This is a genomic window from Marinomonas algae (assembly GCF_047525555.1).
Classification (GTDB): Bacteria; Pseudomonadota; Gammaproteobacteria; order Pseudomonadales; family Marinomonadaceae; genus Marinomonas.
Map to the genome: position 1 here is coordinate 334,350 of NZ_JBLIXK010000001.1, position 21,280 is coordinate 355,629.

Genomic DNA, 21,280 nt, shown 5'->3' on the forward strand with positions numbered 1-21,280 from the left:
CGTTAGCTCTAACACCTAGAGTTTGCTCTATTTCTCTTTTTTCCCTGGCAACATGCGTGTTAGCGTGTTGTCTTTTTTAACTATGTGGTGATGTAAAGCCGCACCAACATGAGCAACAACCAACACCCAAAGTATCCAAGGACCACTGACGTCTTTATGGAAAAAGTCCCACTTCTTTTCCCAAACGTCCCACTCTGTGTTGAACAAATCTAAAATCCATTGCCCAAGTCCTGTGTTACGAAAGGAAGGAATTTCAAAGAATCCATAATTAACAGAGCCGCCGAAGCCAAACCACCCAGAAATAGGCATAGCAAACATAAAGAAATACAAAAGCCCATGCATGCCATGAGCGCTCATACTTTGCCATTTCGGCATATCTGGCATCTTGGGTTGAGGGTTCATGAATTTCCATATGATGCGCAAAGACGCCCAGCCAATCACACTAAAGCCTATGGCCACATGAATGCTTAACATTGAGCGATACGAAGCGTCATCCGAATCCAAAAACCACAGCTTATAATAAATAATGACGTAGGCAGAAATAATGCAAAGCGCCACCAGCCAATGAAACCACTTGGCAACACTGCCATAACTTCTTTCAGTATTTTTGATCATCGCCTTTCCTCTCCTGCTGATATTAAGACTAAAAATAGGTTTCTATGAATCGCTGGCACCATAAATTTTGCCGTATAAATAGACATCTTCTCTTTCATTTTGTTGCTGCGCGATTTTAGGAAGACTTCCCCATTGTTGGAATGCCTGTTTTTCAAAGAAGGTCTGGCTCTTGGTATTGCTAGCGTAGATATAGGCGACAAGATGAGTAAAGCCAATACTGGCTTGCTGTATTTCTAAATATTGAATGAGTTTTTTTCCAATGCCTTTAGCCTGCCATTGAGGTGAAACATAAAGGCTAATTTCGGATGCAGTGTCGAAAGCGGGCAACCCGTAGAAAGGTTCAATTGAGCACCATGCAATTACCTTATCTGCCTCTTCAAACACCAGCATTGGGTGTTTGTCTGTGGCATTTTCCAGCCAGTCCATAACATCAATTAAGCTGATATGAGAGTTTCGCTGAGTGCTCTTTGCGAAAGGGTCACAGAGTTGAAAAATAGACAAAATATGGGGAGCATCGTCTAACTCTGCTGTCCGAATCTTCCCCATATCAATACCTTTATAAAATCCGTATTGCTTCTGCTTGCCGTTTAGCCTTGCTCAAGCAAAGTTCGCAAATCGATAATGGCTGTGTTGGCTCTAGAAATATAAGACGCCATGACCAAAGAGTGATTGGCTAATACCCCAAAACCACTGCCGTTTAGAATCATAGGCGACCAAATACTGGTTTGTGTTGCTTCCAACTCACGAATAATCTGACGCAAACTGACTAAGGCGTTTTTATCTTGCAAGGTAAAGAAGAAATCCACTTCCACTGCACGTAACATATGAATCAGCGCCCAACTTGCTCCTCGTGCTTCATAAAATACATCGTCTACTTTGCTCCAAGGCGTTTTCACATATTGATAAGTACCAGTATCACTGGTTTGGCGAGCGTTCTTGTCTCCTGCTAAATCTGTGTTCTCACGAACATTCGCCACACTTGCAGAAAGACGTTGAGAAAGGCTTCCCAAACGAGTACTTACGTCAGATAACCAATCCGATAAATTATCGGCACGAGCATAAAACTGTGCGTCGTTTTTACTGGTATCAGCAAGACGATCAAGATATTCCATCAACTCGTTATTACCACGGCGATATTCGCTTTCACTAGAAGGCAGCGCCCAACTTTTGGTGTCAAAGTTAAACTGTGGCTCGGCGATTTTTAAGTTCACATCTTCGGTTGATTGAGACTGAGAACGGCTGAACTCTTTGCGCAAGGCTCTTGCTAAATCTCGCGACTGAACTAAGGCACCAAATTCCCATGCTGGCATGTTATCCATGAAAAGCCCTGGTGGCGTGACATCATTAGTAATAAAGCCGCCTGGTTTGTCCAATAAAGTACCAATAATGGTATGTAAAGTGCTGGCAGTTGTGTAACCAACCACTAATTTTTTACTGTTATTCAAGTAGCCTTTGGCTTCTGCTTTCTCTTTTGCCGTGGCAACCACATCAAAAGAATCCGGCTCACTACTCCAGTACATACCTAGAAAACTTAGGAGTACACAAATAACCGCAACAACCGCGATGATCACTTTCCAAATCCCTGAAAAGTCCACCCGCGCACTTAAACCTTTAAATTTATCAACTAACCACGACATTATTGTCCTACCTTAATCTTGTTGTAATTCTACTGTGTGATCCGCTTGACGAAATGTCATTGCGCGCACACGAAACTCTGGAATACGACTGTTAATTATCTGATAAATCAGACGTGCTTCTTTATCATTCGGCCAATAAATGGCAATTGACTGCTCCGTTTTAGCCACTTCATCTATAATAGGCTGAATTTTGCCAATAATCTCTTCATCACTCAAACTAAAGAGCGTTTCAGGCAAGTTGTAAACGCCTTTTTGAATGGACTCTTCTTCATTCTGTTCTGCTGTTTCATCATTACTGTTTGCGGCTGCCGCTTTTTTGACCGCTTGCTGTGCTCGATATTGTGCTTCTTGCGCGCGCCTTGTCTGCAGGTCTCTGATTTGAGCCGCCATATCTTCAATAAGAGGATCTTCTGGATTTACTGAACGAGCAAGGTCTAAATAGCGATCGGCTTGTTTATAACCTCTTCCTACGGCTGATGCCCAAGCCCAATCTGTGTAAGTTTCAACTATGTTCGCGATACCTTGTGTAGCACGAAAGTTCCCCGGATCTCGACCCAAAGCAGCTTGGAAATATAAGTTGGCGTTGTCTTCTTCTGGTGTCAAAAGTCGCTGCGCGGACAAGGCTTGTTCACCTCTTTCAATCAGACTTAAAGTCAGTTTTTCAGACGCTGTCAGTTCTTTTTCAACAACGATAGTTTCGACTTGGCCTTGAGTAGGCGCTTCTGATTCAAATTGATCATTCGTTACTTCTGATTCGGTTTCGTCAATAAGAGAGGCTTGCGCTGATTCTGCAATGAGAGCTGAGTCGCTTGAAGGCGCGACATTCTGCTGACAACCAACAATAAAAAGCACAAGAAATGGCAAAGAAATTAGATTTTTATTCAATTTATCCTCTTGCGATTGGCAACTTTAAGATGGATTGATAGTCTACATCCTCTATCCTAGAGCGATGGATTTGGATTTTCCATTTAAACCGCGCTTTCACCCCAATTGAAGATGTTTATGCGCTTACTTTTTTGTTTATTTTTACTGACGATTCACACGGCTTCTCAAGCTTTCACTTTTGCCCCAACTTCTAAGCTTTCTGAACCTGACTTTTTACCTGTCGATCAAGCTTTTCAGCTATCCATTTCAGCGGCTGAAGATGGCAAAATCATTGCTTCTTGGCAAATCCATGATGGTTACTATTTATATCAAGAACAATTTGGTTTGTCTGGAAAAGACGCAGATAAACTGCACTTTTCCCCATTTACTCCCGGAGAGAAAAAACAAGACGCTTATTACGGTGAAGTCACCGTTTATCGAAACCAGTTTACCTTACCTATTTATTACGACATTAATCTTCCAGCAGGCACTCAGTTAAGCGCCATACTGTCTTACCAAGGCTGTGCCGATAAAGGTTTGTGTTACGCGCCGCAAAAAGTGCCTTTAGACTTCACCGTTCCAGTATTGTCTTCACCTGATTTAATCAATAACAGCTCAGGCACTTACCAAGCATCCACGACTGGCTCTAATAGTGCGCTGCCGACAACAGATGTTGCCTTGTCTGCTTCTCAATCCATCAGTCAATTATTGCAATCCGGTGATGTGTTGAGCACATTGCTTGTGCTGTTTGGTTTAGGTTTATTGCTGTCGCTTACACCTTGCGTTCTTCCTATGGTGCCGATTGTCAGTGCGATTGTGGTTGGTGCACGCAGCTCTGCTGCTCGCGCTTTTTATTATAGCGCCGTTTATGTTTTGGCCATGGCTCTGACTTATGCAGCCATTGGCGGATTGGTTGGCTTATTTGGCACCCAATTAAATCTACAAGCTCAATTGCAAAACCCAATTTTATTGGCCATAAGCGCGGTTATTTTCGTGTTATTGGCATTGGCTATGTTTGGTATTTATGAACTAAAACTGCCAGCATCTTGGCAGCAAAAACTCCAAACTTCGACCAATCACTCTGGTTCTAGTTGGCGTACAAGCGGCAGTATATTTTTAGCTGGCGTGCTGTCCACTTTGATTGTCTCACCTTGTGTATCCGCCCCTTTAGCAGGAACTTTGCTGTATATCAGCGGCCAAGGTAATGCTTGGTATGGTGCTTTGGCTCTATTTGTTATGGCATTAGGCATGGGCGTGCCACTTTTATTGGTTGGGTTATTTGGCCCTAAAGCATTACCAAAAAATGGCGAATGGTTAGAAGACATTAAGGTGCTTATGGGATTTGGATTGTTAGCTGTCGCTATTTGGCTAGTGACTCGCTGGCTTCCTCTTGATAGCCATTTGTATTTATGGAGTGTGATTGCCATTGGTATCGGCAGCTATTTTGTTCATCGAGCCTATCAAACCAAATCTCATCCCGTGCGTTGGTTTTTGGCCTTCGCTTGCTTATTAATAGGCGCCATTGAATTTTTAGGTGGCGCAATGGGTAATGTGACACCTTTCCAACCACTAAAGACAACCGCTTTTCAGTCTCAAACTGTTCCCCAAGAAAGTGATATTTTTGATGGTCATATTGGCAGCTTGGAAGAACTTAGCAACATAGTGAACAATCAAGACTCACGCCCTATCTTATTGGACTTATATGCCGATTGGTGTATCAGCTGCAGAGAGGTAGAAGCCATGTTTATTTCTCCTGACGTATCTCCTCTATTAGAAACGGTGCAACTGATCAGGGTTGATGTAACCGAGAACTCAGATCAAAACAAAGCCCTGATGGAAAAATTCAATTTGTTTGGCCCACCATCCTTGGTTTTCTTAGACTCTCAAGGTCAGGAGCAAAAAGCACTAACCCTAATGGGTGAGCCGACTAAAGCCGAAATAATCGAACGTTTACGCTTTGTAGCCGAACAATAAACCTTACAAAAGTAGATGAGTTTACAGAAGCTCAAAAAATAAACAGAGATAACATTTTTTGGTTTTTTTCCCGAAGAACTGGACAATTTCTAGCTTTTTACCGATAATTTCTATCCTTGTTAGCATTTACACATCCATAATTGTAAATGCTTTGCTCTTAAATGAGCTAAAGTTCAAAAAAGAATTACCAACCGTCAGTGAAAGTTATTATCACTGAGTCACAAATGCAGATAAAAGAGAGTAAGCATGGACATTCGTAAAATTAAAAAACTAATCGAGCTTTTAGAAGAATCTAACGTCTACGAGATTGAAATCAAAGAAGGCGAAGAAGCAGTTCGTATTAGTCGTGGTGGTGCCCCGGTTATGGCACCAATGGCCGCTCCAGTTGTTTCCGCAGCACCAGCTGTAGCTCCAGTTGCCGCATCTACTGCTGCTCCAGAAGCACCTGCTGCTGTTTCTGGTCACACTGTTAACTCTCCAATGGTAGGTACTTATTACAAGTCTTCTGCTCCAGGTGCTAAGCCTTTCATCGAAGTAGGCCAAACAGTTAACGCTGGCGATACCATCTGTATCGTTGAAGCAATGAAAATGATGAACCAAATCGAAGCTGACAAGTCCGGTACAATTGGCGCTATCTTAGTTGAAGACGGCGAGCCAGTTGAATTTGATCAACCACTTGTTACTATCATTTAATCCAAAGCAATAGGTTTCATCATGCTCGATAAGGTATTGATTGCTAACCGAGGCGAAATCGCGCTACGTATTTTACGTGCGTGTAAAGAACTCGGTATCAAAACCGTTGCGGTTCACTCTAAAATTGACCGCGACTTACTACATGTGCGCCTTGCAGACGAATCTATCTGCATAGGTCCAAACCCTTCAACGCAAAGTTACCTGAACATTCCTGCAATCATTAGTGCTGCAGAATTGACAGATACCTCTGCCATTCACCCAGGCTACGGTTTTCTTGCGGAAAATGCAGACTTTGCAGAACAAGTTGAAAACTCTGGCTTCGCTTTCATCGGCCCTAAAGCAGAAACTATTCGCCTAATGGGCGATAAAGTATCTGCGATCAAAGCAATGAAAGAAGCAGGCGTTCCGACGGTTCCAGGCTCTAACGGTCCAGTACCAACAGACCCAGATGAATGTCTACGTGTTGCTCGCGAAATCGGTTTCCCGGTTATCGTTAAAGCAGCAGCAGGTGGCGGTGGCCGTGGTATGCGCGTTGTTCACAACGAAGGTAGCCTATTAAAGTCCATCAGCATCACTCAATCGGAAGCTGGTTCTTACTTCGGTGACAGCACGGTTTACATGGAAAAATTCCTACAAAACCCTCGTCACGTTGAAGTTCAAGTTCTTGCAGATGGCCAAGGCAATGCCGTTCACCTATATGATCGCGATTGCTCTTTGCAACGTCGTCACCAAAAAGTATTGGAAGAAGCGCCAGCACCTATGCTGGATGAAGAATCTCGCCAAGCTTGTTTAAAAGCCTGTGTTGATGCTTGTATCAAGATCAACTATCGCGGTGCGGGTACATTTGAATTCTTGTACGAAGATGGCGGTTTCTACTTCATCGAAATGAACACACGTGTTCAAGTAGAACACCCAGTTACTGAAATGGTAACAGGCGTTGACATCGTTAAAGAACAGCTACGTATTGCAAGCGGTTTGCCTTTGTCTTTGAAACAAGAAGACATCAAGCTAAACGGCCACGCTGTTGAAGCACGTATCAATGCGGAAGACTCTAAAACCTTCATGCCTTGCCCAGGTAAAGTGGAATACTTCCATGCACCAGGCGGTATGGGTGTTCGTGTCGACTCTCACTTGTACAGCGGCTACTCTGTTCCACCAACGTATGATTCCATGATTGCCAAGATCATTTGTCATGCACCAGACAGAACAGCAGCACTAAAACGCCTTTCTGGCGCTCTTGATGAAACCTTCATCGACGGTATTAAAACCAACATAGAGCTACAAAAAGAACTAGCAAATGATACTAACTTCATTGCTGGTGGCGTTAACATCCATTATTTGGAGAAAAAACTCGGTTTATAAAAACTGCAGTTTCGTCCCTAGTGATTACATAAATCACTAGGGACTATCATTTTCCTCTCGCCTCTCGCACCAAGCTTCGTTATTCTATTCCTGTTTTATTCATTGTTGGACTCCACTTTATGCCTTGGCTTCAGATTTGTATCCATACCACACCCGATCACGTGCCTGCTTTTGAAGACACTCTATTAGAATGTGGCGCTATGGTCGTTACCTTTGAAGATGTGCACGATGACCCTGTGTATGAACCAGACTTAAATACCACGCCATTGTGGAAAAACACGAAAGTCACTGGACTATTTGAAGCAGACACAGATGTAGAAGCCGTTCGCCCTGTGGTTGAACACAAAGCCGCCTCTTTGGGTGAAACTGATGTGGATTTAAAAATAGAAATCCTTGAAGACAAAGATTGGGAAAGAGAGTGGATGGACAGCTACCACCCTATCCAATTTGGCGAGCGCCTTTGGGTTTGCCCAAGCTGGCGCGAAGTGCCCGATCCTAACGCTGTCACATTAATGCTTGATCCTGGACTTGCTTTTGGCACAGGCACACACCCAACTACGGCACTCTGTTTGCAGTGGTTAGACAGCATTGATTGCCAAGATAAAACCATCATAGATTATGGTTGTGGCTCCGGTATTCTCGGTATTGCAGGATTGCTTCTTGGCGCAAACAACATGGTCGGTATCGACATTGACCCTCAAGCGGTTCAAGCAACAGAAGCCAATGCGGAGCGCAATAAAATCGACCCAAGCCGTATTAAAGTCAAACTGCCACCTTATGAATCTGATTTGCAAGCGGACATTGTTGTGGCAAACATTCTTGCCGGACCTCTCGCGCATCTTGCACCGACCATTTCGGCTCTCGTAAAAACTGGCGGTCAACTTGCTTTATCTGGCATTCTTGCTAATCAAGCAGAAGAAGTTATTCAAGCGTACCAAGAGTGGTTTACTATTGAATCCATAACAGAAAGGGAAGAATGGGTTCGTATTGTTGGTACAAAAAATCCATAATTAACAATTATTTAGTACAGATTAAAAACAGGAAGAAAGACGCTCATGGCCAATAGCTTAATTACACGTTGCCCAAAATGTTCAACTGCATTTCGTGTTAACGATGAAGTATTAAGCATGGCCAAAGGCAAAGTCAGATGCGGACAATGTTTCCATATCTTTGATGCTAATGCCTCCAAGCCGACACAGTCTGAAGCCGCAGTAAAACCTGAAGCCGCGCCAAAGCCTGAGACTCAGACAAAGAGCCAAGCACCCGCTCAAAAAGCGGACACCTTAGAGAAAAAGACAACACCACAATCGTTGCCACAAGAAACCTCCATAAGCACAACAGAATCACCCAATGTATTAATCAGCGAGCAAGGCATCATCACTGAGGATGATATCCTGAATTTGTTCAATGAAAGTGATTTGACACCACCCAGTGAAGAAGATTTAGCGGCAAGTAAAAAAGCACTGAAAGAGCAAAAAGCAAAAGAGGCTGAAGTAAATGCCGACGCCCAGAAAGAACAAGAGCCTGCTAAGCAATATCAAGAAAGAGCAAAATCGGCTCGTGGCGAAACCAATAAAGAACTCCATGCGGACAGAAATGATTCCCTCGCACCCTGGGAAGTTGAATTAGCCGAAGTGGAAGCAGCGTTAAGTGCTCAACCGAGAGCGCCAAGAGTTAAAAAAGAAGTCGTTAATAAAACAAAAGAAGAAGCCAAGCCTTCTTCACCAACACCTTCTATTGAAAGCAAACCAACACCTAAAGCAGAGACTGCTAATGAACCAGATTATATGGTTGCGTTACAGTCTTTGGCTCAAACCGCATCCGAACAAACTCGCCCTTCTGATGCCAAAAATCAACACACGATTCTTGAGCAATTATCGGCTCAAGAAAGCCTTGCTCCGCTTTTGGAAGAAAACCCGAAAAACACCAAACCCAAAAGCAAACATCGCTTTTTGTGGTTCTTCGCTTCATTGCTTGGTTTGGCTTTATTAGCAGGGCAAGTATCGATGCATTTCTTTGAAGAAGGGAGCCGATCTTCTAACTTCCGATCTTTCTATCAAATGATCTGCTCTTATTCAGGCTGTACTCTTCCGGGGTTTGAAGACATCGATGCCATTAGCATCCAACATGTACGAATTCAGAGTCACCCTTCTATCCCAAATTCGCTTCTCGTGAATGCAATCATTACGAATGTCAGCCCGTTTTCTCAGCCTATGCCGAAAATCGCTTTAGAGTTTTCAGACTTAAATGGCTCACCAGTGGCCGCACGCTTATTTTCGCCAAGTGACTACCTACACAAAGATTTCTTAGATATCACTTATATGCCACCAAACACTCCGATTCATGTTGTCATTCCGATACAAGATCCGGGTGCTCGTGCTGTGACGCACCAATTGAAAACCTTCCCTTCGAACACTCGCTCTTACTAGAACGAGTGTTATTTCCTACTTAGTCAAAAAAAGCACAAAAAATAATCAATTTTTAGTCTGTCAAGACTTCAAAAATAACAATTGCCTAGGTATTATGCACGCCCGATCGACACTGTCGACGATCTTTAACATTCAATCCAGTATTCAGGAAAAGCATGGCATTTGCTATTGGCCCTTACCGCGTTGATAAACCTGTTATCCTTGCCCCTATGGCAGGCGTAACCGATTTACCTTTTCGCCGCCTTTGCCATGACCAAGGCGCAGGATTAGTTGTATCTGAAATGGTTACTTCTGATGTTCGCCTTTGGAACTCGACAAAAAGCCGTCACCGATTAGTTCATGACGCCGAGGTTTCACCTAGGTCGGTTCAAATTGCTGGTGGTGACCCAAGAATGATGGCAGAAGCCGCTCAACAAAATGTCGAGTTAGGTGCGCAAATCATTGATATCAACATGGGGTGCCCCGCCAAGAAAGTCTGTAATAAAGCCGCTGGTTCGGCATTACTTAAAGACGAAGCACTTGTTCGAGAAATACTGGAATCGGTTGTAAATAGTGTTTCTGTTCCTGTCACCCTAAAAATCCGTACAGGGTGGAGTCAGGATCAGAAAAATGGACTTACCATTGCAAAGATGGCTCAAGATATTGGTATTCAAGCCTTAGCAATTCATGGACGTACCCGAGAATGTAAATTTCAAGGGCAAGTCGAATACGATACGATCGCAGAGATCAAACAGCATTTGACGATTCCTATTTTTGCTAATGGTGATATCAAAGATTCTGAAACAGCCAAATTTGTGAAAGATTACACGAAGGCAGATGGCATCATGATTGGTCGCGCCGCTCAAGGTAGACCATGGATTTTTCGTGAAATCAATCACTACTTACAAACCAATGAATTGTTAGTGCCTCCGTCTTTGTCTGAGGTGAGACAGCTGGTCATCAACCATGTTAACGCCCTCCACCAGTTTTATGGTGACTATTTGGGTGTGCGTATTGCTCGCAAACATGTTGGTTGGTACTTGCAAACGTTAGCGGACAAAACTCAATTTCGAAGCCTGTTTAACCGTATTGATAATACGCAAGAGCAGCTTGATAAATTAGAAGAGTTCTTTGTTTGTCAGTAGGCAAACAAACCTCATACTTAATGTATTGAATCCTAATTTACATTAATAAATGGTTAGCTTTAAAAATAGAAGGTCATTCTGTGGTAGAACAAACTCATACATATACATTTCAAGCCGCTTCTTCAGAGCAGTCACAAACACTACGTGACAATGTTGAAAAAGCACTACAAAACTACTTTGCTCATCTTGATGGGCAGCCAGTTACCGATTTATATCAATTGGTTTTAGCTGAGGTTGAGGCACCTTTGCTGGAGTCAGTGATGAGCTACACCAAAGATAACCAAACAAAAGCATCGACTCTTCTTGGTTTAAACCGAGGTACGCTGCGCAAAAAATTGAAGCAGTACGGCATGCTATAGAACACAAGAAAAAAGGGCGAATTCGCCCTTTTTACGTTTAACCTTCCCCTTGTTTATTTAGTGTTAAATTATTGCGAGAACCACGATGGCAAATCAAAAAACAGTTACTCCAATCAAACGAGCTTTAATCAGCGTTTCCGACAAAACAGGCATTGTCGAATTCGCCCGTGAATTAACGGCTCAAGGCGTTGAAATTCTTTCTACTGGCGGCACCTACAAGCTGTTGCTTGAAAACAAGGTCCCTGCGACTGAAGTATCCGATTACACTGGTTTCCCTGAAATGATGGACGGCCGTGTGAAAACACTTCACCCTAAAGTTCATGGCGGTATTCTTGGTCGTCGTGATATCGATGGCGCAATCATGAAAGAACACGGCATCGACGAAATCGATATGGTTGTCGTGAACCTTTACCCATTCGAAGCAACCATTGAGCGCCCTGATTGCGACTTACCAATGGCTATTGAAAACATTGATATCGGTGGACCAACTATGGTTCGCTCTGCAGCCAAAAACCATAAAGACGTGGCGATTGTTGTTTCTCCAGCAAGCTACGACAGCCTATTGGCGTCATTGAAAGCCGATGGTGGTTTAACATACGACCAACGTTTTGACCTTGCTGTGCAAGCGTTTGAGCACACTTCTCATTACGATGGTGCTATTGCAAACTTCTTAGGCAAAAAAGTCGAAGGCGGCAGTGAAGATTTCGCTCGTACTTTTAACCTACAATTCAACAAGCAAGAAGAAATGCGCTACGGTGAAAACCCTCATCAAAAAGCCGCTTTCTATGTTGAAGCTAATCCTAAAGAAGCCTCCATTAGCACAGCGAAACAATTACAAGGTAAAGCCCTTTCATACAACAACATCGCAGACACAGATGCTGCACTTGAGTGTGTAAAAAGCTTCGACAAGCCAGCTTGTGTGATTGTGAAACATGCTAACCCTTGTGGCGTTGCAACAGCAGCATCACAATTTGAAGCTTACGATTTGGCTTTCAAAACAGACCCAACTTCTGCTTTTGGTGGCATCATCGCCTTCAACCAGGAATTAGACGCAAAAACAGCACAAGCCATTGTTGACCGTCAATTCGTTGAAGTCATCATTGCACCAAGCGTCAGCAAAGAAGCGTCTGAGATTGTCGCGGCAAAACAAAACGTTCGCCTGCTTGAATGCGGCCAATGGTCACAGGACAAACCTGCCGCACTGGATTACAAGCGTGTAAACGGCGGCCTATTGGTTCAAGATCGTGATGATGGCAACATCACTCTAGACGATCTAAAAGTCGTCTCTAAACGCCAACCAAGTGAAAAAGAACTAAACGATTTATTGTTTGCTTGGAAAGTGGCTAAGTTCGTTAAATCCAATGCCATTGTTTACGCAAAAGCAGAACAAACCATCGGTGTCGGTGCAGGGCAAATGAGCCGTGTTTACAGCGCGAAAATTGCTGGCATTAAAGCCGCTGACGAAAACCTACAAGTGGAAGGTTCTGTTATGGCATCGGATGCTTTCTTCCCTTTCCGTGATGGCATAGACGCAGCAGCTGAAGCAGGTATTACAGCGGTAATCCAGCCAGGTGGTTCAATGCGTGATGACGAAGTCATTGCCGCGGCTGATGAAGCAGGCATGGCAATGGTATTTACTGGCATGCGTCACTTCCGTCACTAATCATTAAAAGGATTAAGATAAAATGAAAGTTCTTATTATTGGTAATGGCGGCCGCGAGCACGCACTAGCATGGAAAACAGCTGAATCAAATGACGTCAGCAAGGTTTTCGTTGCACCAGGTAATGCGGGCACCGCAACAGAAAACAAAGTGGAAAACGTTAATATTGGCGTAACCGACATTGATGCGCTTGTTGCCTTTGCAAAAAGCGAATCGATCGACTTAACCATTGTTGGCCCTGAAGCACCTCTAGTCATTGGTGTTGTGGATGCTTTTGAAAAAGAAGGCTTAGCTATTTTTGGCCCAACAGCGGCCGCGGCACAACTGGAAGGCTCAAAAGCCTTCACTAAAGACTTCTTAGCACGCCACAATATTCCGACTGCAAGCTACGGAAATTTCACTGAGATTCCAGCGGCGGTTGAATACATCAAGCAGCAAGGCGCACCCATTGTTGTCAAAGCTGATGGCCTTGCGGCAGGCAAAGGCGTTATCTTGGCGCAAACCGAAGCAGAAGCGATTGAAGCCGTTGAAGACATGCTACAAGGCAACGCCTTTGGTGAAGCCGGCAGCCGCGTTGTGATTGAAGAGTTCTTGACTGGTGAAGAAGCCAGCTTCATTTGCATGGTGGACGGCGAAACAGTATTGCCAATGGCGACCAGCCAAGACCATAAAGCCCGTGATAATGGCGACCTTGGCCCTAACACTGGCGGCATGGGTGCTTACTCTCCTGCACCAGTTGTTACACCAGAAATTCATGATCGCATTATGAATGAAGTCATCATGCCAACCGTAAAAGGCATGAACGCTGAAGGTAATCGCTATCGTGGTTTCTTGTATGCTGGCATAATGATTGCAGAAGACGGCACACCAAAAACATTGGAATACAATTGCCGTTTTGGTGATCCTGAAACACAACCTATCATGATGCGTTTGCGTTCTGATTTGGCGCAAATGTGTTTGGCGGCTGTGAATGGCAAGCTAGATACAGTGAAAGCAGATTGGGACCCAAGAGCAAGCTTAGGTGTTGTCTTGGCCGCTGGCGGTTACCCTGCAAGCTACCCTAAAGGCGATGTTGTTTCTGGTTTAGATACTAATTTACCAGCTCACCAAAAAGTCTTCCAAGCTGGTACGGCATTAAAAGATGGCCAAGTCGTTACTAATGGTGGTCGTGTACTTTGTGCCGTGTCTCTTGGCGATACCGTCGCGGATGCACAAGCTGGCGCTTACGATGTGGTAAATAAATTGTCTTGGGACAAGGTGTATTTCCGTACCGACATTGGCCATCGCGCCATTGCTCGTGAGCAGAAATAACACTCAACTTATTTTATTTGACCAAAAAATAAAAAGCAGCCTCTATTTCTAGAGGCTGCTTTAGTTAGATAAGCTTTAAAAACTCAGAGAGCTGCTCGATAAAACTCTATACTTTAAAGAACTCCATCTCATCTTTTTGAGTTTGTGCCAAACGTGCTAACTCAGTTGATGCTTGTAAGGTTTCATTAATTGCCGAAGCATTTTGTTGAACCAAATCAAAAGCTTGAGTGGTATTTTTAGAAATATCTTCTGTTACTCCAGTTTGCTCAACAGATGCCGTTGCCACAAGCGCATTAATCTCAGAAATCGCATTAATAGCTTGAGATATTTCTTCGAAGGCCAATTTCACCTGATCCGCCAATGCCACAGAGCCATCGATTAATTCGACGTTTTGCGTCATGTTACTGCTTGCTTCTTCTGACTTCTCTTGCAGTTTCAAGATAATCTCTTGAATACTGACTGTAGATTGTTGCGTTTTTGAAGCCAATGTTCGAACTTCATCAGCTACTACAGCAAAACCTCGCCCAGCTTCACCTGCTCGAGCGGCTTCAATAGCAGCATTTAACGCAAGTAGGTTGGTTTGCTCAGAAATACCATTAATCACATCAATAACAGTACCGATCTCAATAGAAAAGCTCTTCAACTCATTAACAATTGTGGCTGTGTCGGTTACCGAGTTATTTATGTCGCGGGTTAAAGCAATATTTTCCTCTAATGTAACTTTGCCGCTCTCTATTGTTTTCAAGCTAACCTTAGTTTCTTCTTCGGCTTCTAACGCCTTATTACTCACTTCTTGCGACGTGCTAGATAGCTCATAAATGGCGGTAGAAATTTGCTCAACCTGCAACTTCTCATTTTCCATATTCTTTAAAGTGTCATTCATTACCGCACTTAGTTCTTGAGAAGAAGAAGACACACTGTCTGAAATATTTAATGAATTACTCACCAAACTAGAAAGTTGATTAGAGAGTGTCACAAGCGAACGATAAATACCTGTGTCTTTACTAGACGGAGTTAATTCAGCCGTTAAGTCACCTGTCGCCATTTTCTCAATCAATTTGGCAATATCTTCCGGTGCCCCACCCACGGGTTTTAGAACAAGTCGATTCATCACCACCAACAAAATAGCGCATGCTATGACAAAACATACCAAACCAATAATTAGGGAATATATAAGCTGGTTATTTGCCCCTCGATTTATCAGCTCAGTTTTGGTTACACTGACATATTCCCAACCATTAATATCCATTCGGCCCCAGAACCCAGTAAAGTCAACATCACTGCCATCATCACTCACGCTAGGAGCTGTGTATGACAGTTCTGGGTGTTCTGGGGTGAATTGTTCATATCTTGGTCGAACATCGAGAATCTTTTTACCAATAAAATCTTCATAAGGCGCAATAATAACTGTGCCATTATCTGTATAGACAAATAGATCTTTTCTTTCTTGAAGCTCAACTAGGAAGGTATCTAACTGGATTGTTGTCATTAATGCCACATCATCATTTACTCGATAAGCAATAGCAACAAAACGAAGATCTTTTGACATATAAGGAGAGGAAACATAAAACTTTTCATTTCTATCAAAAAGCGCTTTATAGTAGCTACGCGGTTTATAATCTCGCCCTGTATTACTTCCGTCCCTTCGGTAAGAAGCTCCCGTTTTATCAAAAAGGTAAACACCATTACTTCTTTCTTTTAAAATGCCATATACAGCAGCCAAACCCGCAGCATTATGCTCAGACAAAGCATCCGCACCTAACGAATGTTCTTTCAAGTCAATAGAAGCCAATATAAGTCGGTAGTTTTCAAATTTTTCTGTTACTCCAGCTGTAAGCGTCTCATTTTTCTCTCGTAACAATTGTTTATTCAAATCCATACTTTCAGATCTAAATGCCAAAAAGTCCAATAGAGCAATGATTAATATGATTGCGGCTATAATAACCCCAAGAGCAAAAATGATTTGTAACTTAAATTTTTTCATATTAGAAAAACCTATATACCTTCTTTTCAAGAAAAGTTTAGAGAAAAACAATTAAGAGTAAGCAAAACAAACTCGCCTTAATTCTCTGTAGCTTATATTGATAATATGAGCATTATCTAATCATACTATCATAAAGCAATAAAAAAGCAGCCTTCATAATATGAAGACTGCTTTCTTTAAAAAATTAAATAGTAAAAACTAACTTAGTAATTACATATTAATGATGATGACCACCGTCACCATGAACATGGCCATGCTCTAATTCTTCTGTAGAAGCTTCTCGAACATCAACAATTTCAACATCAAAGTTCAATGTTTTACCTGCCAATGGGTGATTTCCATCTAACATGATGCCGTCTTCTTCTACACCAATAACAGTAACAGGTTGCTCACCGCCTGGCGTTTGCGCCATGAATTGCATACCCACTTGGATATCGTCAACACCTTGGAAGTTTTCTGCAGGAACCTTTTGAATCAATTCTTGATGCACTGCACCGTAGCCATCTTCTGGAGCCACTGATACAGCTAATTTTTCACCTGCTGCTTTACCTTGTAGCGCTTTATCCAAACCATCAATGATGTTTTGAGCGCCACTCAAAAATACTAAAGGATCTTGTCCAACTGAAGAGTCCAGCTCTTGGCCTTGCTCGTCAGTCAAGGTGTAGTGCATGCTAACAACAGTGTTTTCAGTAATTTGCATTGTATTCTCCTAATAAATAAAAACATAAATGATGAGGGAACGAGCGCTTGATACAAGCAAATCTTACATTTCAACAATAAGCGATACACCGCCACAACACGAACCCAAACAATAATTCATAAAGCTATGATAACGTCCCATACACTCAATAACTACCGTATAACCAGAAAGTTTGGTACGTTCGACGATTTTTAAAGGGGTGAAGTAATATAAAATTCAAATTTTCTGTCTAATTAGACAAGAATATCAAAACCACCCTGAAATATGACCCGCCTAATTACTTTCTATATTTGAGGATGATTAGGATTATCATCCTTTATTATTGCTCTCGACCTAAGTCGTAGAGGATTATAAGTTCCACTGTGTTACATTAAATTCTAAATAATAAAGACCATATTCAGGTAATTTATACATGACTGTTTTCTGGATTCTATTAGCCATTTTTTATGTTTTAGGCTTATTCTGGATTGCCATTTGGGGCGATAAAGAAAGCACCACAGCAAAGAAGCTCACTCGCCACCCTCTGGTCTACAGTTTATCTCTTGCGATATATTGCACCGCTTGGACTTTTTACGGCTCGATTGGAGAAGCCTCTCGCTCAGGCTGGAGCTACCTTCCCATTCTTTTAGGCCCCATTCTCTTATATTTATTCGCCTTCCCTGTGCTCAGAAAAATGATCACAGTAAGCCGCAAACAGAATATTACCTCCATTGCAGACTTCATCTCCTCTCGTTATGGCAAACGCCCCATCACCGCACCTTTAGTCATACTCATCAGTATGCTTGCGGTCATCCCTTACATTGCTTTGCAGCTCAAGGCAATTGGTTCTAATTTCGCGTTATTTGTTAATCAAGATGAATCATCTACCAGCTTAGTGGTGTTAATTGCGACCATTTTGATTGGTGTCTTTGCCATGCTGTTTGGCACCAGAAAAGTAGAAGTTACAGAATATCTTTCTGGAATGATGCTCGCCATTGGCGCAGAATCCCTCTTTAAACTGATCGCCATTGTGGCCGTTGGCCTTGTCGCCATCATCATGACGCAAGACTTTAAAGCGGATGAGTTTGGGCACAACCTGGACATGTCCGTCTGGTCATCTGAACAAATGCTGTCGTTCCCTTTTTTGATGCAAACATTCATGTCTGCTGCAGCGGTTATTTGTTTGCCACGCCAATTTCACGTCACCGTGGTGGATCATCAAACGACCAAACAATCCAATATGGCCCGCTGGCTATTCCCTTTATATTTGCTGATTTTTGCCGTCATCATTCCGCCGATTGCCATTGCGGGCCAAAGCCTATTTTCCGCCGACATAAACCCAGACACTTATGTTATCCAATTCGCTTTGGCATCAGATAATTTACCTCTGCAAATGCTGATTTTCTTAGGTGGCATGTCTGCGACAACTGCCATGATCATTGTTGCTACCTTTGCCCTAAGCATCATGATCAGCAACGATGTCATCTTGCCAATCATGCTCGCGCGCGCCAGTTCACAGCAACAAGCTCTGCCTTTATATAGACGACGAATACTAACCATTCGACGATTAGCCATGACTGGCATTTTGATGCTGTCTTTTCTGTACTATCAAAAAATGGCCAATAACGAATCCTTAGCCGGAACCGGCGTACTGGCTTTCTCTCTTGTACTGCAACTCATGCCAGCAGTGTTGGGCGGACTATATTGGAAACGAGCTCACGCTTACGGCGTTTATACAGGATTAACTCTAGGCTTTTTATGCTGGGTTCTGCTTATGATGCTGCCATTAACTGGCTCAATCGATTGGGGCCTAGACAACGCTCAATCTCGCTCAGAATTGATTAGCTACGGCGCCTTCATCAGCTTATTGGCGAATATTTTTGGTTATGTCGTAGGCTCTTTGCTATCCAATGAAAGACTGATCGATCGAATCCAAGCCACGGCCTTTGTCAGCCCAACCACAGAACTCGAAAAAGGCTTTTTCAAACCCAAAAGCAAAGCAACCAATGGCGATTTCTTTGTCCTGTTAGAAACCTTTCTAGGCAAACAAAAAAGCCAACAAGTGTTGCTAAATTATGAGCGAGACTACAGCCAAAGCATTCCATCAAACGCCTCGCCAAACCGCTTATTTGTCGATTATTGTGAGCGTATTTTAGGGGGGGTTTTAGGCGGTTCCTCAGCTCGAACCATCATTAATTCCATCTTGGTTGATAAACAAATCAAAGTTGAAGAAATGGTGACTTATCTGGATGAAACCACTCAAGCCATCCAGTTCAGCCAGAACCTTTTATTTGTTTCCATGGACAACCTAGACCAAGGCATCAGCGTGGTAGATAAAGACCTGCGCATCGTCGCATGGAACAAAACCTATTTATCCCTTTACCCTTATCCAGAAGGTATGCTGACCGTTGGCTTACCCGTTGAAGAACTCATTCGCTACAATGCGATTCGCGGCGAATGTGGCGTGGGCGACATAGAAGAGCTTGTCAGCAAACGCCTAGATCACCTTAGAAAAGGCACCGGACACAGATTCTTGCGCCGCAGAGCCAGCGGACGAGTCATCGAAATGGTCGGTAATCCATTGCCGGATGGCGGCTTTGTCACCAGTTTTACCGATGTCACCGAACACATCGAAAGCCAACAAGCCTTAAAAGAAGCCAATATCGATTTGGAAAAACGGGTTGAAGCTCGCACTGAGGAAGTTCAAGGCGTCAACAACGAACTCATGCAAGAAATCGAGCGCCGTAATCAGGCAGAAAAAGCGCTAATAAGCGCCAAAGCAGAAGCCGAACAAGCCAATGCCTCTAAAACGGAATTCCTAGCATTAGCAAGCCACGACATTTTACAACCGCTCAATGCCGCTAAACTTTACATGGGAATTTTACAATCCACCCAACTTCCCGAAGACACAGGCCAAATCGTTGCAAAACTGTTTGATTCCTTAGAATCTACCGAAGCTCTAATCTCCACCTTGCTCGAAATTGCACGATTAGACCAAGGCGCGATACAGCCAAAACTGGTGGATTGCAGCTTACAAGACATTCTCACACCAATTATTTCTGAATTTGATGTGATTGCAGAAAACAAAAACATACGACTCACCACTCACATTAGAGCTTTAAGAGTTCACACAGACCCAATTTACTTACGTCGAATCATTCAAAACTTCGTCTCGAACGCCGTCAAATATACAGAAAAAGGTCGTGTTTTGGTCGGCGTCAGACTGCGTAATGACTTCGCCTATTTACAAGTCTGGGACACGGGCGTTGGCATTCCAGAAGCGGAGCAGCAAAAAGTCTTTGATGATTTCTATCGCTGGGAAAACACCCAAGAACCCGGCATGGGATTAGGTCTTGGTTTAGTGCGCCGTATGCAAAAACAACTCGGACTGGTCACACACATACACTCAACTCCGGGCAAAGGAAGCTGCTTCAGTATTGGTATACCGCTTGCTCAAAGCGATGTCATTGTCGAGCTCCCAATGAAGGAAGCAACAAAAGAAGCAAAAGACAAAACCGCCCATTGCTATGTCTGGTGTATCGATGATGAGCAAAACAACCTAACAGCAATGAACACACTCTTAACACACTGGCAATGCGACTGTCGTACCTTCAATCGTTACGAGGAAGCGTTAGAAGCGAAAGGAGAAGCAGAGTTACTCTTGGTGGATTATCACTTAGATGACAACAAAGACGGTGTGTCGCTAATAAAAGCCCTTAGAAAGCGTGCCCAAAAAGAGATTCCAGCAGTGCTGATTACCGCCCTACGCGACCCAGAATTGGTTGAAGAGTGCAAAAAACTGAACATTACTTACATGGCAAAACCAGCAAAGCCCGCAAAGTTACGGGCTTTGGTTCAGCATATTCACCAATTAAGGGAAAGCGAAGAACAATAAAAAAAACAGTCTATGATTTGGGCGGAAGACTAAGGCCACAACCGCCCAAAATAATACTGCTGATTGTATCGCCTACGCGAAGTAAGTCTTCCTCGGTTAAAGACTTCGCCCCATTTAATGCCAAAATTTGCGCTTCAAAGTCAGCATAATGTTGCGTGGTAGACCAAATCATATAGATCAAACTTGCAGGATCTCGTTGCTGCATTTTCCCTGCATCCATCCAACCTTGAAGCAAAGCAACCCGAGACATAAACCAAGGTCTCAGCTCTTCTTTCAAAAAATCACCGATATGATTAGCACCGCCAATCACTTCCATGGCGAATAAGCGTGACGCCACGCCTTTCTCAAAGCTCTGCTTCAATTTAACGCGAATAAAGCTGTCTAACACCTCTGCAGGATCGTCATCTAACGTGGCACGATCAAAAAGGTCATTCCACCCCATCAACGTCTGATCAAGCACGTGTTTATACAAATTGGCTTTAGACTGAAAATAGTAAATGATGTTTGGCTTTGGCAAACCGGCGCGCTCTGCAATATGTTGCAAACTGGCACCGTTATAACCTTTCAAACCAAATTCAATTTCTGCCGCGTCTAGAATTTTAACAAACACTTCTTCACGGTTATTTTGACGTTTACTCATGGGGAGTTAAGTCCTTATTTATTTCCCGAATACAATAATCAATCTTTCGACAC

17 protein-coding genes are annotated in these 21,280 nt (G+C 43.1%); 10 read left to right on the plus strand and 7 right to left on the minus strand.

Features of this window, described 5'->3' with window-relative positions:
- Positions 1–27 precede the first annotated feature (27 nt).
- From ACMUMQ_RS01525 to ACMUMQ_RS01540, 4 genes are read right to left on the minus strand one after another with little or no spacing between them, the layout of a single operon-like run.
- Positions 28–615, minus strand: coding sequence for a cytochrome b (locus ACMUMQ_RS01525; RefSeq protein ID WP_414680293.1), 588 nt, complete (start codon positions 613–615; stop codon positions 28–30).
- A gap of 42 nt (positions 616–657) precedes the next feature.
- Entirely contained in the window at positions 658–1,161 is a 504-nt protein-coding gene (locus ACMUMQ_RS01530; protein ID WP_414680294.1) for a GNAT family N-acetyltransferase, read from the minus strand.
- A gap of 41 nt (positions 1,162–1,202) precedes the next feature.
- Positions 1,203–2,252, minus strand: coding sequence for a DUF2333 family protein (locus tag ACMUMQ_RS01535; protein ID WP_347982875.1), 1,050 nt, complete (start codon positions 2,250–2,252; stop codon positions 1,203–1,205).
- A gap of 12 nt (positions 2,253–2,264) precedes the next feature.
- Positions 2,265–3,137: a hypothetical protein gene (locus tag ACMUMQ_RS01540; protein WP_414680295.1), complete on the minus strand. Its 873-nt coding sequence runs from the start codon at positions 3,135–3,137 to the stop codon at positions 2,265–2,267.
- A 117-nt stretch (positions 3,138–3,254) separates the two neighbouring features.
- Between ACMUMQ_RS01540 and ACMUMQ_RS01545 the strand changes: the two genes are divergently transcribed.
- The 9 genes from ACMUMQ_RS01545 to purD all read left to right on the plus strand — a co-directional run bounded on the left by ACMUMQ_RS01545 (position 3,255) and on the right by purD (position 14,029).
- On the plus strand, positions 3,255–5,090 hold the full coding sequence (locus tag ACMUMQ_RS01545; protein ID WP_414680296.1) for a protein-disulfide reductase DsbD: 1,836 nt from the start codon (positions 3,255–3,257) through the stop codon (positions 5,088–5,090).
- 246 nt (positions 5,091–5,336) lie between these two features.
- A complete protein-coding gene (accB, locus tag ACMUMQ_RS01550; RefSeq protein WP_414680297.1) occupies positions 5,337–5,783 on the plus strand; it encodes an acetyl-CoA carboxylase biotin carboxyl carrier protein in 447 nt (148 codons plus the stop codon).
- 21 nt (positions 5,784–5,804) lie between these two features.
- Positions 5,805–7,145 (plus strand): acetyl-CoA carboxylase biotin carboxylase subunit, encoded by a 1,341-nt coding sequence (accC, locus tag ACMUMQ_RS01555; RefSeq protein ID WP_414680298.1) that lies wholly within the window; start codon positions 5,805–5,807, stop codon positions 7,143–7,145.
- A gap of 119 nt (positions 7,146–7,264) precedes the next feature.
- Positions 7,265–8,155: a 50S ribosomal protein L11 methyltransferase gene (gene prmA, locus ACMUMQ_RS01560; RefSeq protein ID WP_414680299.1), complete on the plus strand. Its 891-nt coding sequence runs from the start codon at positions 7,265–7,267 to the stop codon at positions 8,153–8,155.
- Between the two features lie 45 nt (positions 8,156–8,200).
- A complete protein-coding gene (locus ACMUMQ_RS01565) occupies positions 8,201–9,574 on the plus strand; it encodes a DUF3426 domain-containing protein (protein WP_414680300.1) in 1,374 nt (457 codons plus the stop codon).
- Positions 9,575–9,729: 155 nt separating this feature from the next.
- Positions 9,730–10,698, plus strand: coding sequence for a tRNA dihydrouridine synthase DusB (dusB, locus tag ACMUMQ_RS01570; protein ID WP_414680301.1), 969 nt, complete (start codon positions 9,730–9,732; stop codon positions 10,696–10,698).
- Between the two features lie 80 nt (positions 10,699–10,778).
- Positions 10,779–11,057 carry a DNA-binding transcriptional regulator Fis gene (gene fis, locus ACMUMQ_RS01575; protein ID WP_317004590.1) on the plus strand — a complete coding sequence of 93 codons (279 nt, stop codon included), beginning with the start codon at positions 10,779–10,781 and terminating at the stop codon, positions 11,055–11,057.
- Between the two features lie 85 nt (positions 11,058–11,142).
- Positions 11,143–12,720, plus strand: a complete 1,578-nt coding sequence (gene purH, locus ACMUMQ_RS01580; RefSeq protein ID WP_414680302.1) for a bifunctional phosphoribosylaminoimidazolecarboxamide formyltransferase/IMP cyclohydrolase — start codon at positions 11,143–11,145, stop codon at positions 12,718–12,720.
- Positions 12,721–12,742: 22 nt separating this feature from the next.
- A complete protein-coding gene (gene purD, locus ACMUMQ_RS01585; protein ID WP_414680303.1) occupies positions 12,743–14,029 on the plus strand; it encodes a phosphoribosylamine--glycine ligase in 1,287 nt (428 codons plus the stop codon).
- A 106-nt stretch (positions 14,030–14,135) separates the two neighbouring features.
- On the opposite strand, the gene ACMUMQ_RS01590 is transcribed toward purD, so the two are convergent.
- Positions 14,136–16,013 carry a methyl-accepting chemotaxis protein gene (locus ACMUMQ_RS01590; protein ID WP_414680304.1) on the minus strand — a complete coding sequence of 626 codons (1,878 nt, stop codon included), beginning with the start codon at positions 16,011–16,013 and terminating at the stop codon, positions 14,136–14,138.
- A gap of 217 nt (positions 16,014–16,230) precedes the next feature.
- On the minus strand, positions 16,231–16,713 hold the full coding sequence (locus tag ACMUMQ_RS01595) for an FKBP-type peptidyl-prolyl cis-trans isomerase (RefSeq protein ID WP_414680305.1): 483 nt from the start codon (positions 16,711–16,713) through the stop codon (positions 16,231–16,233).
- A gap of 412 nt (positions 16,714–17,125) precedes the next feature.
- On the opposite strand from ACMUMQ_RS01595, the gene ACMUMQ_RS01600 reads away from it, so the two are divergent.
- A complete protein-coding gene (locus tag ACMUMQ_RS01600; protein WP_414680306.1) occupies positions 17,126–20,587 on the plus strand; it encodes a hybrid sensor histidine kinase/response regulator in 3,462 nt (1,153 codons plus the stop codon).
- A 10-nt stretch (positions 20,588–20,597) separates the two neighbouring features.
- Here the strand turns inward: ACMUMQ_RS01600 and ACMUMQ_RS01605 are convergent, their stop codons facing one another.
- Positions 20,598–21,227 (minus strand): TetR/AcrR family transcriptional regulator, encoded by a 630-nt coding sequence (locus ACMUMQ_RS01605; protein ID WP_414680307.1) that lies wholly within the window; start codon positions 21,225–21,227, stop codon positions 20,598–20,600.
- Positions 21,228–21,280 lie beyond the last annotated feature (53 nt).